11 protein-coding genes are annotated in these 13,402 nt (G+C 51.4%); 3 read left to right on the plus strand and 8 right to left on the minus strand.

Features of this window, described 5'->3' with window-relative positions; all coding sequences use genetic code 11:
* Positions 1-5: 5 nt before the first annotated feature.
* From AACH44_RS14455 to glyA, 5 genes are all read right to left on the minus strand, one after another.
* Positions 6-1,133 (minus strand): ABC transporter substrate-binding protein, encoded by a 1,128-nt coding sequence (locus tag AACH44_RS14455; protein ID WP_261847697.1) that lies wholly within the window; start codon positions 1,131-1,133, stop codon positions 6-8.
* A 118-nt stretch (positions 1,134-1,251) separates the two neighbouring features.
* On the minus strand, positions 1,252-2,307 hold the full coding sequence (locus AACH44_RS14460; RefSeq protein WP_338659307.1) for a nickel/cobalt transporter: 1,056 nt from the start codon (positions 2,305-2,307) through the stop codon (positions 1,252-1,254).
* Complete coding sequence (locus AACH44_RS14465; protein ID WP_425606585.1) at positions 2,298-2,957, minus strand: DUF1007 family protein; 660 nt, start codon at positions 2,955-2,957, stop codon at positions 2,298-2,300. Before AACH44_RS14465 ends, AACH44_RS14460 begins: the two co-directional genes overlap by 10 nt.
* A gap of 33 nt (positions 2,958-2,990) precedes the next feature.
* On the minus strand, positions 2,991-4,148 hold the full coding sequence (locus AACH44_RS14470) for a 3-phenylpropionate MFS transporter (RefSeq protein WP_261847700.1): 1,158 nt from the start codon (positions 4,146-4,148) through the stop codon (positions 2,991-2,993).
* Between the two features lie 382 nt (positions 4,149-4,530).
* On the minus strand, positions 4,531-5,784 hold the full coding sequence (glyA, locus tag AACH44_RS14475; protein ID WP_261847701.1) for a serine hydroxymethyltransferase: 1,254 nt from the start codon (positions 5,782-5,784) through the stop codon (positions 4,531-4,533).
* Between the two features lie 361 nt (positions 5,785-6,145).
* Here glyA and hmpA point away from each other — a divergent pair, with 361 nt between their 5' ends.
* The 3 genes from hmpA to pemA all read left to right on the plus strand — a co-directional run bounded on the left by hmpA (position 6,146) and on the right by pemA (position 10,575).
* The gene (hmpA, locus tag AACH44_RS14480) at positions 6,146-7,336 is read left to right on the plus strand and encodes an NO-inducible flavohemoprotein (protein ID WP_261847702.1); all 1,191 of its coding nucleotides are present in this window, start codon (positions 6,146-6,148) and stop codon (positions 7,334-7,336) included.
* 372 nt (positions 7,337-7,708) lie between these two features.
* Positions 7,709-9,367 (plus strand): pectin acetylesterase PaeY, encoded by a 1,659-nt coding sequence (gene paeY / locus AACH44_RS14485; RefSeq protein ID WP_261847703.1) that lies wholly within the window; start codon positions 7,709-7,711, stop codon positions 9,365-9,367.
* Between the two features lie 101 nt (positions 9,368-9,468).
* Complete coding sequence (pemA, locus tag AACH44_RS14490; protein ID WP_425606586.1) at positions 9,469-10,575, plus strand: pectinesterase PemA; 1,107 nt, start codon at positions 9,469-9,471, stop codon at positions 10,573-10,575.
* A gap of 128 nt (positions 10,576-10,703) precedes the next feature.
* Here pemA and glnB read toward each other — a convergent pair whose 3' ends face one another.
* The 3 genes from glnB to qseG form a co-directional block, all read right to left on the minus strand.
* Positions 10,704-11,042, minus strand: coding sequence for a nitrogen regulatory protein P-II (gene glnB / locus AACH44_RS14495; RefSeq protein WP_005970202.1), 339 nt, complete (start codon positions 11,040-11,042; stop codon positions 10,704-10,706).
* Between the two features lie 171 nt (positions 11,043-11,213).
* Positions 11,214-12,551: a two-component system response regulator GlrR gene (gene glrR, locus AACH44_RS14500; protein WP_261847704.1), complete on the minus strand. Its 1,338-nt coding sequence runs from the start codon at positions 12,549-12,551 to the stop codon at positions 11,214-11,216.
* The gene (gene qseG / locus AACH44_RS14505; RefSeq protein ID WP_261847705.1) at positions 12,548-13,381 is read right to left on the minus strand and encodes a two-component system QseEF-associated lipoprotein QseG; all 834 of its coding nucleotides are present in this window, start codon (positions 13,379-13,381) and stop codon (positions 12,548-12,550) included. The genes glrR and qseG overlap by 4 nt, the downstream gene beginning before the upstream one ends.
* Positions 13,382-13,402 lie beyond the last annotated feature (21 nt).

A 13,402-nucleotide genomic window follows, 5' to 3' on the forward strand; every position in this document is an offset into this window, starting at 1 on the left:
TAGCGTTATTTCTTCGCTGGCAACGTAACCCAATAGCCTGGCTGATACGGCAGCGGCAGGAACTTTTCATGGAAGGTACGGAATGTTGCATCAGGATCGAGGTCTTTAAATAGTTCGGGGTGCATCCATTTCGCTAATACCTGAATCGCCACAAACTGATACGGGCTGTCATAGAACTGATGCCAGATCGCATGAGCGTTACCATCGGTTGCTACTGGCAACGTTTTAAATGCTGAGCGTTCCATCAGCTTTTGCAGGCGTTGCAGCGCTTCCTTTTGATCGGCTCCCGGTCCTATACCAACCCAGCCGTTCGCCGTGTTGTAGTTTTTCCAGTTAGCGCCGGTTACCACCACCACATCCGGGCGAGAGCTGATAATCTGCTCAGGATTCAGCGTACCAAACGTGCCGGGAATGATGTTCTTGGCAATGTTGTCACCGCCAGCAGCGTCAACCATGCGGCCAAAGTTTTCATCACCGAATGACATGCAGCATTCTTCATCATAACCACCCGCGCGGTCGATCATCACTTTTGGACGTGGGCCTTGATAATTTTTCAACCGATCGGTAACGATTTCAATCTGCTCACGACGGAATTTAATAATCTCTTCCGCACGCTGGGGTTTGCCCACCAGTTGCCCCATGATGTGAATGCTTTTCTCTGCGTTCTCAAACGGCTTTTCGCGGAAATCAATAAACACCACAGGAATACCCAGCGAACTGAGTTTTTCAATCAGTTTACCTTCATCCGTCGCCGCTTTTGACTCCAGATTCATCAACACCAAATCCGGTTTTAGCGTCAGCGCCTGTTCGACGTTGAAGGTGCCATCTTTCGCGCCGCCGAAAGTCGGCAGCTTTGTGATTTCCGGGTATTTCTTTTCATAAGCCAGATAGCCGTCGTAATCCGCTTTTGGCAGATCGTCACGCCAGCCAACCACGCGCTGGAACGGCGCTTCGGTATCAAAGGCAGCCAGCAGATAAATTTGTCGACCTTCCCCTAAAATTATCCGCTTCACTTCGGATTTAATTTCTACCTTCCTGCCACTAACGTCTTCAATAACAATCGGGTTAGGGCTAGCAGCAACGCTCGCACTCAGCCCCAACAGAGCAACGACTGAAAACAGCCATTTCTTCATTATTATTCCCTTCTGCGATTATGGTTATAAATGATAATAGTTATCATTATTGAAATAATATCCTGCCGTGATTAACAGAAGCAATGGGTTTTTAACGCAGCGTTAATAAAAGGTAAAATTAACCGGAGAATGGCCGAATACCGCCCATCATCGCGGGCTGTGCACTGAGGTAAAGCAGGACGCCGGAGCCAACTAAAATCAGCCCGCCAGCAAACGCCAGAAGAGAAAAAGCCGCACGTTGCCACACGGGCGATGTGCGGTTTGCGCCTAAGCGCTCAACAACACGACGGCAGTAAAAAACCAACACGGCCAGCGCCGAGATCGTAATCGCCGTTCCGGCAGCCATCACCAACGCAGAGGCGATGCCCCACAGATAGACGCCAATCACTTTAGAGAAAAGCAGCACCAGAATAGCGCCTGAGCACGGGCGCATCCCCATCGCCAGCACAATCATCAGACGCGTACGCCAACTGCTATCACGCTCAAGCTCCTCATTGCTCGGGAGATGGCGATGCCCACAGCCACAATCGGCATCGTGCTGATGAAGAGAATGAGACGGTGCAAGACGTCGATGAGTGGGTTCATTAAGTGGCGTCATGCGCAAAATCGTCGCCGGTTTAGGCTGCCGCGCTAGCACGATATATAGCTGTTTCAGCGCACGGAAACAGAGCAATAGCCCCAACCCCGCCACCAACACGAAGCTCCCCTTTTCCATCCAGAAACTGCTGTTATGCAGCGTTCGGCTCGATAGCTGCAAGATCCCCAATACTAAGGTCACCAGCGCGACTGCCATCCCCCCCTGAACCAGTGAGGCAGCACATGTTAACTTCAGGCTGCTTTTCAGCTTCGACGGGTGTGTCGCCAAATAGGTCATGATGACAACTTTACCGTGCCCCGGTCCGACAGCATGGAGCACGCCATACACCAAACTGAACATCATCAAACTCAGCCCTGCCTGATGTGGCTGCTGTTCCACCATCTGCAACAGATGTGACATCTGCTGGTGCAGCGATTTCTGCCAGATCGCACTTTGCAGCACAATTTGCGGCCAATATCCCACAATGTAATGTAGCGCCGCCGCCAGCAGCGCCAAAAATAGCCACAGCGGCCATAGATCGCGCAATCGGCTTAACAACGGGCGCTGACGTGGCAACGATCCGAGGTTCACTGACATTCCAACGTCACCCGCTGTGCAAATTGTTTCCCCAGCTCCATATCTTCATCCGGCGCATCGTTCTTATCCAGCGACAGCGCATAGGATTGCAGTTCAGCGTTAGGTTCCGGCGTGACGAGCGAGGTTTTGCAACGTGAAGCCAGCGCAGGTGCGAGCGTAACGGCCTTGTCATTCTGGTAGGACATATCGACAAAGTAGGTAGGATCGTAAGTAGAAATCAGCAAAGGCTTGCCCGCCAGCGGCTGTGGATGCGCCAGCGGCAGCACAAACTCCAGTACTGCCTGATTGCCTTTGCGGGAAAGATGATACTCCGTTGGCATCGGTGCATATTTCACGGGCTGACCATCACGATAAATATCGGTGAAATAGTGCTGCCCTAACACATTCGCCATCACTTCCGCCGCCAGCTTTTTCCAGACTTCAGAATCCTTTTTCGCCTTTCCTGCGTCATACAGCAAGTCGGCAGACGTGATAGGGTCCATCGTCCACTGCATACGTAAACCGGTGATGTTGTCGTTCTGGCTTTCAACTGTCGTTTGCATATCAATAAAACTGTGTGGGTGAGCGAAAACGGGTTGGCAGAGTGCCAAGCCTATCATTAGCAACGGTATCTGACCGCAACCACGTTTTAAAGCGTTATAATGTAACATTACTTTCACCACGATGTGTTACGCCACACTCTCTTATACTTTTGCGACAGTGTGATAGCTTACAGACGGTCGGATAAACAGGGCCGGAACGGCCAACAGCGCCATTACCCAAAACGTACCGCCCTGCACATGATCAAACAAGAAGCCGGACACCATGGTCATCACTGCAATACTCCCCCCCATCGCCAACGCGGAATATACCGCCTGCAATCGCAATACGTCACCTCCGCTGCGTGCCGCAATAAAGCGCATGGCGGCCAGGTGGCAGACGGTAAACGTACCGCAGTGCAATATCTGTATCACAATCAGCCACGGCAGAGCTACCGTCGCCCCCATCAAACCCCAGCGCACCACGCCGCATACCGCGGAAAGCAGCAGGAGCTGTCTGGCGCTCCAGCGTCGGAACAGGCGCTGGCTAAAGGTAAAGATGACGATCTCCGCGACAACCCCCAGCGACCAGAGATAACCAATAATCGAGGCGGAATAGCCTGAATCCTGCCAATAAATCACGCTGAAACCGTAGTAAGCCGCATGCGCCCCCTGTAACAGAGACACACAAAGCAGAAAACGCCATACCGCCGATTCACTCAGCAATTTTTTCCACGGCGTGACACTGGCAGATTGCGCCGTAGACGCGGTGGCCTGTGGCATCACACTCGGCCGGAACAGCATACCAAGCAGCATGGCGACAAGACCCGCACTCAGGATCGCCAAAATGGCGGGATGCCCCCAAATCGCCACCAGTTCCCCCGTCACAGCAGAGGCGATAACAAAGGCAATCGATCCCCACACGCGAACCTTACCGTAATCCATCACCACCTGCTTTTGCCACGTGGCAGCCAACGCATCAGTCAGCGGCACCAGCGGCGCAAAAAACAGATTAAACCCGATCATGACGACCATCAGCCACAGCCAGGCATTACCCAGCCAAAAGCCGACGACCAGCGCCAATGACAGCAGCGCCAGACCACGTAATACCGTAATTAATTTGGACGGATCTTTCACGCTGGGCGTAATGACCAAGCTGCCGATGAAGCGCGCCACCAGCCCCGCCCCCAACAGCATACCTATCGACTCTGCGGACAGTCCCTCACCTTTCAACCACCCGCCCCAAAACGGTAGGAAAACACCATAACAAAAAAAGTAGGTGAAATAGCTCAGCGCCAGCCAGCGCGTCGATTGCAAAACCATGATGTCTCCCTTTCGATGATGAACACTTCCGCTCACCATCCTACAAACAGTCACAAACACAACGTGTATAATTTCCCGCTGAAAGTGCGCCAGCATTTTTTTGCTAGCACTTCTTTTTGCCAGTGACTTTTTTTGCTGGTTACTGTGTCAGAGTGCATGCGGCGGCGCAACGCGTTATTCGTCATTACACGTGAACAGGTATATCGGCCTGTAAGGATGGCGGCCAGGGATGGCACGCCATAAAAAAACGTAGGGAACGTTTTTCAACGTCGCTTGCGACGGCCCGCAGGGTGGTGGCCAGGGATGGCCACCATAAAAAACGCCAGCACACAGGCTGGCGTTTAGGACATGTTCCGACAGTGATGTCAGAGACTATGTTGGATTATGCGTAAACCGGGAAGCGGGCGCAGATATCCAGAACTTTTTGCTTCACACGTTCAATGGTCGCTTCGTCGTTGATGTTGTCCAACACATCAGCGATCCAACCAGCCAGTTCACGCACTTCTGCTTCTTTAAAGCCGCGACGCGTTGCCGCTGGCGTACCGATACGGATACCGGAAGTCACGAACGGGCTCTTCGGATCGTTAGGCACGCTGTTTTTGTTCACGGTGATATTTGCACGACCCAGCGCAGCATCCGCTTCTTTACCGGTCAGGTTTTTGCTAACCAGATCCAGCAGGAACAGATGGTTGCTGGTCGCGCCGGAAACCACGTTGAAGCCACGTGACAGGAAGACCTCTACCATTGCTTTGGCATTCTTCGCGACCTGCTGCTGATAAACCTTGAATTCAGGCTCCATCGCTTCTTTCAGTGCAACCGCTTTACCCGCGATAACGTGCATCAACGGGCCGCCCTGACCGCCAGGGAAAACAGCGGAGTTCAGCTTTTTATACAACTCTTCGTCGCCGCCTTTCGCCAGAATCAGGCCACCGCGTGGGCCAGCCAGCGTTTTGTGCGTGGTGGTGGTCACGATGTGCGCATGAGGAACCGGGTTAGGGTAAACATCTGCGGCAATCAGACCAGCAACGTGTGCCATATCAACAAACAGGTAAGCACCGATGCTGTCAGCAATTTCGCGCATCTTCGCCCAGTCAACCACGCCAGAGTAAGCAGAGAAACCGCCGACGATCATTTTTGGCTTGTGCGTACGCGCCAGCTCAGCCATTTCGTCGTAGTCGATCTTGCCGCTTTCGTCGATGCCGTAAGGAATGACTTTATACAGTTTACCGGACAGGTTAACCGGAGAACCGTGCGTCAGGTGGCCACCGTGCGCCAGGTTCATACCCAGAATGGTGTCGCCCGGTTGCAGCAGCGCGGTGTAAACAGCAAAGTTAGCCTGAGAGCCGGAGTGCGGCTGCACATTGGCATAATCGGCACCGAACAGCGCTTTCGCACGGTCGATCGCCAATTGCTCAACGATGTCCACATACTCACAGCCGCCGTAGTAACGTTTGCCCGGATAACCTTCAGCATACTTGTTCGTCAGCTGAGACCCTTGAGCCTGCATAACGCGTGGGCTGGTGTAGTTTTCTGACGCAATCAGTTCAATGTGCTCTTCCTGACGCACCACTTCTTGCTCCATTGCTTGCCACAGGTCGGCATCATAATCGGCAATGTTCATTTCACGCTTTAACATCCGGATCTCCTGACTCAGCTAACATAAATATACTGGAAATTGATGGCCCATTTGGGAATTGGCCTACCCTCTTGGGGAATGACGTATAGTGTAAACCGTTTTTCCCTCATGAAGATAGGTCTTGACAGAGGTTTTTACGCAAACGATTAGCTACAGGCAGCGCAAGGCTTCAGCAAATATAAGTTGTGTCGCGACAAACGGATTTTTCTTCATTCTCATCCTGCTATTTCTTCATGTTATTCCCTCTTACCCACGCTAAAAACCCCTACCTCCAAAAAGGTAATTTACAGCGACAGACAAACCCAATAAGATGCATTAAAAATACAACTTATAAATTAAAACCAATAAATAAGGAGTCACCATGCTGGATAACCAGACTATCGCCATCGTTAAATCGACCATTCCTCTGCTGGCGGAAACCGGCCCAAAACTGACCGCGCATTTTTACGATCGCATGTTTACGCATAATCCAGAGCTTAAAGATATTTTCAACATGAGCAACCAACGCAATGGCGATCAGCGGGAGGCGCTGTTCAACGCGATTTGTGCTTATGCAACGAATATTGAAAACCTGGCCGCGCTGCTGCCTGCGGTTGAGCGCATCGCCCAGAAGCATGCCAGTTTTAACATTCAGGCCGATCAGTATCAGATTGTGGGTAATCACTTATTGGCAACGCTGGATGAATTGTTTAGCCCCGGTAAGGACGTGCTGGATGCCTGGGGTAAAGCCTATGGCGTACTGGCTAGTGTCTTCATCCAATGCGAAGGCGATATCTACCGCAGCACCGCAGCAAAAAACGGCGGCTGGAGCGGTGTGCGACCTTTCCGTATTGTGAAAAAGCAGCCGCAAAGTTCAGTGATTACCAGCTTCACACTGGAACCCACCGACGACCAGCCTATTGCTGATTTTCAGCCGGGCCAATATCTGGCGGTTTACATCAAGCATGACAGTTTTGCCAATCAGGAAATTCGCCAATATTCTCTGACCCATGCACCGAATGGAAAGTCTTATCGGATTGCAGTTAAACGTGAATCACAAGGCGCTGTTTCCGGCTATCTGCATGATACCGCTCGTGAAGGCGATATCATCCATCTGGCCGCTCCGCATGGCGACTTCTTCCTTGATATTCCCACTACCACACCGGTTGCTCTGATTTCAGGTGGCGTAGGGCAAACACCGATGCTGGGCATGCTACATACGCTAAAACAGCAAGGCCACCAGGCTAAAGTATTATGGCTGCACGCGGCAGAAAACGGCGCAACGCATGCGTTTGCTGATGAGATAGAACAGACGGGGCAAGCGCTGCCGCAGTTTCAGCACCACATCTGGTATCGGGTGCCACAGCAGACCGATCGCCCAGGCGAAGATTATCATCACAACGGGCTGATGCAGTTGGCTTTGCTAAAAGAGGAATTGACCACACCAGATATGCACTATTACCTGTGCGGTCCTGTAGTTTTCATGCAGTTCATCGCACAGCAGTTGCTGGCAATCGGCACCCCGGCTGAGCAACTGCATTATGAATGTTTTGGTCCGCATAAAGTTGTCTAACCCTCATTGATAACGGATCAAACCCAAAGGTCGCTTTTTGCGGCCTTTTTTTCGTCTACCAAAACACCGCCGTCCCAGAAACACTTTAGCGATCACAATTTTATATGCCGATACACGGGTACTCCGCTAAAAAAGAGGTGGGTCACAAAAAAACAGACATTATTAAAATAACATTTCATTTTTAATGAATGATTATTTCATCAAAAGAACCTGCGTTTAGGCATCGCCCTTGAATCAGCTTGGGTGCACAATAAAAGCGCCGATGTTCTCTCTAAAGGCCGTGACAAGAACGCTAAAAAACAACGTTCTTTCTTTGATAACACTTGGGTTCATTAACCGTTTTCGATTAACCAACAAGGGATATGTTTGACCATGGCAAAACGTTTTTCAGAAAGTATGGCTTTAGCGTTGATACTTTCCGCCCCTTTCACATTCGTACACGCTAAAGCTCCCGCCGCTGCACACCAGACCGCCGCACCAGAGAGCGCTAAATTGCTGTCAGGTTCAACGCTAGGTGAAAAAACGGGGTTATCCGGTAGTGTCACTGCACGGGATATTCATCTCCCCGCCACCATCATTATCAGAGACCAACAGGGCCAGAAGCGGCAAACGCAGACCGATGAGCAAGGGACATATCACCTTGATGTTTCAGGTCTCACGCCCCCGTTACGAGTTTTAGCCATTGAATCCGGTGGTAATAACTGCCTGCTAAATAATATTTCCCGTGCAATCTGCCTGTCTGCCGTCGCACCTTCACTGCATGACGGTAAAGAAAATATCGCCAATATCAACCCACTGACCGACCGCATTACCTCAGATATCGCGGTAGCAGCGGGTTACATCGGCCCACAGCAGCTCACCGACGACACGGCCTCACCAACGCTGGATGCCGCGGCATGGAAAACCGCCTACACCGATTTTCATGCTGGTTTTAATGGTGCGCTAAAACAGGTTGGTATCAGCGCCCCCGCGCGTTTCGATCCCCTAACCTATCCCGCAGGCCAGCAGGACGCCGTCACCAAAATCGTCAACGTCATTAACCATAACCGCAATTATCACAACAATACGGGCTACTCCGGCCATACCGTGCTGACCGACAGCGCATTTCACCCGATTGTCGGCCTGAATGATAAAGGCGACTATGAACCGTTAGATTATCGCTCTGCCCGCCAAAGCCTGGATGACATCCAGAAAGCACAAACCCGTATTTTCCTCGTTGGCGATTCAACCGCAGCCACTTATGAAAAAATACGCTTCCCACGTATGGGATGGGGCCAGGTTTTTGAACAACAGTTCAGTAAAAACAGCAGCGTGAAAGTCGTCAATGGTACGCGTGCAGGACGCAGCTCACGCGACTATTTTTACGAGGGCTGGTTCCGCCAGATGCAGCCATTGATGAAGGAAGGTGACTTTCTATTTATACAAATGGGACACAACGATCAAAATTGCAACGGTGCAAAAGAAATACGCGGCCCTGCTGATGTTGCGAATCTGTGTACTTATCCGAATGATGCTGCTGGGAAAAAACAGGCACCGCAGGGGAAAGCCGATATGTCATTCCAGACATCACTGGAACGCTACATCACTTTCGCTCGTCAACACAAACTCACGCCGGTTCTGCTAACCCCGACCACTCGAGTGAAAACGGCTGAGGGGAAAAACGGCACACCTGCCGTACATAGCCACTTCACCAAACAAAATGCGGACAACGGCTATGCCTTCGTCGGCGATTACAGCCAGACCATCAAGGACACCGCAGAGGATAACAAGGTCATTTTGCTGGATGTTGAGCCCGCCACCATTGCATTGGCAAATCAGGGCAACAGCAACCATTGGAAACAATACTGGCTGGTGATCGACCCCAAAAAATATCCTTACTATCGCGATCAGGCAGGTAGCTTGAGCAAACCAGACACCACCCATTTCCAGCAAAAAGGCGCTATTGCCGTGGCAGGGATTGTCGCTAACGCCATTCGACAGGAACCGGCTTTAGCAGCTCTGGCGGAGAAAACCGTCAGCAAGCATAAGTAGTTATCAGTCAGACAAAACGATAAGACAGAACCGCGCGCGGCGTTATTTAGCCGCGCGTTATAGACCTTCCTCTTTCCCTTACCGATTACAGGACTCTGGACATGATAAACGCCTCACACCTCTGCAAAACGCTGACCTTGGCCATGTTAATTTCCTCACCCTGGGCGTTAGCACAGGTTGCCGACTATAATGCGCTGGTTTCCGCCAATGCAACGGACGCCAAGGCCTACAAATCCATTACTGAAGCGATTGCCAGCGCCCCGGCAGACAGTTCCCCGTTTGTTATCTATGTGAAAAATGGCGTATACCACGAACGCCTCACCATTACGCGCCCCAATATCCATCTACAGGGCGAAAGCCGTGACGGCACCGTGATCACCGCAACCACCGCGGCGGGGATGCTCAAACCCGATGGCAGTAAATGGGGAACCTATGGCAGCAACACGGTAAAAGTTGATGCCCCCGATTTCAGCGCCCGTTCACTGACCATCAGCAACGATTTCGATTACCCTGCCAATCAGGCCAAAGCCAATGATGACGCGACCAAATTAAAAGATTCGCAGGCCGTAGCACTATTAGTTGCCGAAAACAGCGATCGGGCGTGGTTCCATGATGTCAGTCTGACTGGCTATCAGGACACGCTATATGTGAAAGGTGGTCGCAGCTTCTTCTCAAAATGCCGTATCAGCGGCACCGTTGATTTTATCTTTGGCAACGGCACTGCGCTGTTTGACGATTGTGACATCGTCGCCCGTAATCGTACCGACGTGAAAGATCAACCACTTGGCTACCTCACCGCCCCCAGCACTGACATTAAGCAAAAATATGGTTTGGTCATTATTAATAGTCGGGTGATTAAAGAGAAAGATGTGCCCGCCAAAAGCTATGGTCTGGGTCGTCCATGGCACCCAACAACCACCTTTGAAGATGGTCGTTATGCCGATCCTAACGCCATCGGCCAGACCGTTTTCCTGAACACCAGCATGGACGACCACATCTATGGCTGGGACAAAATGTCAGGCAAAGATAAACAAGGTGAAAAAATCTGGTTCCACCCGCAGGACTCGCGCTTTTTCGAGTATAAATCCAGCGGTTCAGGGGCAGAGAAAAACGATCAGCGCCGTCAGTTGAGCGAGGCGGAAGCGGCAGAATACACCGCTGATAAAGTATTAGCGGGCTGGGTTCCTACTGCACCTAAAGGGAAGTAAATATGACGAAGCCAGCCTTTATCAGGCTGGCTTCTATACTCGTCCTACTTCAAGTTGCATGTGCGTTGGCTGCATGAAACGAGAATTATGTAGAGCATAAACGGAGTTGGCAGGGTGAAGCGAAACGATTAAATCGCTTCCTCGTCCTCTTCACCGGTACGAATACGAACAACGCGCGCCACATCAAACACAAAGATTTTACCGTCGCCAATTTTACCCGTCTGCGCGGTCTGTGTGATGGTTTCAACACAGGTATCAACAATATCATCCGACACAACAATTTCGATTTTTACTTTCGGCAGAAAATCGACCATGTATTCTGCGCCGCGATACAGTTCGGTGTGGCCTTTCTGGCGACCAAAGCCTTTAACTTCTGTCACCGTCATCCCTGTGATGCCCACTTCAGCTAACGCTTCACGTACATCGTCCAGTTTGAACGGCTTAATAATCGCATCAATCTTCTTCATGGAGGAACCTTTGTGTTATCTATGTTGCGGCCAAAGCCGAGCATCAGCAAATAAACAGCATGTCAGAACTCAGGCGGACAATCTATATCTTCATACTTCAAGCTACTGGTGAATTGTGGGCATTTATCCACACCACACTGCATTACAGGCGTCCTACCTGCGCTCTCAGCGCTAATCTTTAAAATCGTTGGCATCTAGTTCGTGCCGACCCAACAGTTTATAAAATTCCGTTCGATTACGCCCGGCCATTCGCGCAGCCTGCGTCACGTTACCTTTTGCGATCTGTAGTAGTTTTCGCAAATAGTTAAGTTCAAACTGATGGCGCGCTTCAACAAACGTCGGCAGCGCGGTATTTTCACCTTCCAGTGCCTGTTCAACCAGGGCATCGCTGATTACCGGCGCGCTGGTTAACGCCACACACTGTTCGATGACATTCACCAACTGACGCACGTTACCCGGCCAACTTGCCGTCATCAAGCGCTTCATCGCATCCGTTGAAAAGGTGCGCACAAAAGGCTTGTGACGATTGGCGGATTCACGCAACAGATGGTTTGCCAACAGCGGAATATCCTCAGCACGCTCATGCAGCGCTGGCAGCTTCATATTCACCACGTTGAGCCGATAATACAGATCTTCACGGAATTCGTTTTTTTCCATCGCCTTCGGCAAATCACGGTGCGTGGCGGAAATAATCCTCACGTCGATGTCCAGATCGCGATTACTCCCCAGCGGGCGGACTTTTCGTTCCTGTAAAACACGTAGCAGCTTAACCTGTAAAGACAGCGGCATATCGCCAATTTCATCTAAAAACAGCGTACCGCCTTCTGCCGCCTGAAAAAGCCCTTCACGGCTGCTAACCGCCCCCGTAAAGGCCCCTTTCGCATGGCCAAACAACTCCGACTCCAGCAGCGGTTCCGGCAACGCGCCGCAGTTAATCGCGATAAATGCTTTCTTCGCACGCGGGCTTGCCGCATGAATCGCCTGAGCCAGCACCTCCTTCCCGGTTCCGCTCTGACCGTTAATCAGCACGCTAACATCCGACTGCGCGACCATTCTGGCCTGTTCCAGTAGACGTAACATAATAAGACTGCGCGTCACGATGGTTTCACGCCAGCTTTCATCGCCCGCCGGAGCGGACAATGCCAGCGCTTCGTCTATCGCTTTGTAGAGCGCATCACGGTCGACGGGCTTCGTCAGAAAGCTAAATACGCCCTGTTGCGTCGCCGCTACCGCATCGGGAATGGAACCGTGAGCGGTTAAAATAATCACCGGCATCCCCGGCTGATAGCGCTGGATTTCGGAAAACAGCGCCATGCCATCCATTTCATCCATACGAAGGTCGCTGATCACCAGATCGAACGTCTCGCGCGTTAACAGCCGCAGCGCCTCCTGGCCGCTCTCCGCCGTCATCACGCTAAACCCTTCGCTGGTCAGGCGCATTCCCAACAGCTTCAGCAGGCTGGGGTCATCATCCACGAGCAACAAACTCGCCGTTTTTCGGGCTGTCATTGTCTTGTTGATTCCTTCGTCGTCGATTTGTCCGTATGTGATTCAATTGGCGGCGTATAGGTGTCATCCGCATCAACGGGCTCATTTCTGGGTTTCGTGGCCGAATTGCGTGGACTATCTCTATTTGCCCCCGCACTACCACGGTGATCGGCATCGTTATCCGGCATTTCCCCTGACAACTGCTTACGGGATGATAGTTGACGCTCAATATCCGTCAGGTTTTCCAGTTTCTGCGTGGTTGTCTCTAACTGGTATTGCAGGTGATTTTGCTGCACGCGTAGGGTGTCTAGCTGCTTGTCGCTGGATTCCTGTAAACGTTTATAGCGTAGGCGTTCATCCGATAGCGCCAGAAATAGCGTTTGCCTATCACGCCAGGTTTGCATCAGCGGACGCAGCGCCGCAGGGAAAGCCAGACGATATAAATTGATTTGTTCCAGCACCTGACGGCGTTCAACCTGAGTAATACCGGCATTATCCAGTAAAATACCCTGCTTAAACGCATTTTCCCAGCTATCGCCCGCGACTTGCTCAGCTTCTTCACGAGCCTGAAACTGCGTCAGACGTCCTGCACAATCCATCGCCCGCAACCAATAAAGCGCGTTGTTCATGGACTCGCGATCGTCTATCTGCCACAAATGCTCACATTGCGCGATACGGAAATCGGCAACCTGCTCTTTCGGCGGTGTACCTTCTGTTTCCAGCAATGTAGTACCGCTGTTCACATAACTATTGCACGCCGCCAAAACAAGCGACGACGACAGTAGCACCGCCTTCAACAGACAGGAGAATCGTCTCTTCACCAACCATCCCTTCATAAACCCTGCATTCATTATCTATTCATTCTCGGACTT

This window comes from Pectobacterium araliae (assembly GCF_037076465.1).
Taxonomy (GTDB): Bacteria; Pseudomonadota; Gammaproteobacteria; order Enterobacterales; family Enterobacteriaceae; genus Pectobacterium; species Pectobacterium araliae.

Bases quoted from the DNA above. Each gene is read 5' to 3' on its own strand.
- hmpA (WP_261847702.1), top strand. From the start codon at position 6,146: ATGCTGGATAACCAGACTATCGCCATCGTTAAATCGACCATTCCTCTG.
- paeY (WP_261847703.1), top strand. From the start codon at position 7,709: ATGGCAAAACGTTTTTCAGAAAGTATGGCTTTAGCGTTGATACTTTCC.
- glrR (WP_261847704.1), bottom strand. From the start codon at position 12,551: ATGACAGCCCGAAAAACGGCGAGTTTGTTGCTCGTGGATGATGACCCC.
- pemA (WP_425606586.1), top strand. From the start codon at position 9,469: ATGATAAACGCCTCACACCTCTGCAAAACGCTGACCTTGGCCATGTTA.
- AACH44_RS14460 (WP_338659307.1), bottom strand. From the start codon at position 2,307: ATGTCAGTGAACCTCGGATCGTTGCCACGTCAGCGCCCGTTGTTAAGC.
- AACH44_RS14455 (WP_261847697.1), bottom strand. From the start codon at position 1,133: ATGAAGAAATGGCTGTTTTCAGTCGTTGCTCTGTTGGGGCTGAGTGCG.
- AACH44_RS14470 (WP_261847700.1), bottom strand. From the start codon at position 4,148: ATGGTTTTGCAATCGACGCGCTGGCTGGCGCTGAGCTATTTCACCTAC.
- glyA (WP_261847701.1), bottom strand. From the start codon at position 5,784: ATGTTAAAGCGTGAAATGAACATTGCCGATTATGATGCCGACCTGTGG.
- glnB (WP_005970202.1), bottom strand. From the start codon at position 11,042: ATGAAGAAGATTGATGCGATTATTAAGCCGTTCAAACTGGACGATGTA.
- AACH44_RS14465 (WP_425606585.1), bottom strand. From the start codon at position 2,957: ATGTTACATTATAACGCTTTAAAACGTGGTTGCGGTCAGATACCGTTG.
- qseG (WP_261847705.1), bottom strand. From the start codon at position 13,381: ATGAATGCAGGGTTTATGAAGGGATGGTTGGTGAAGAGACGATTCTCC.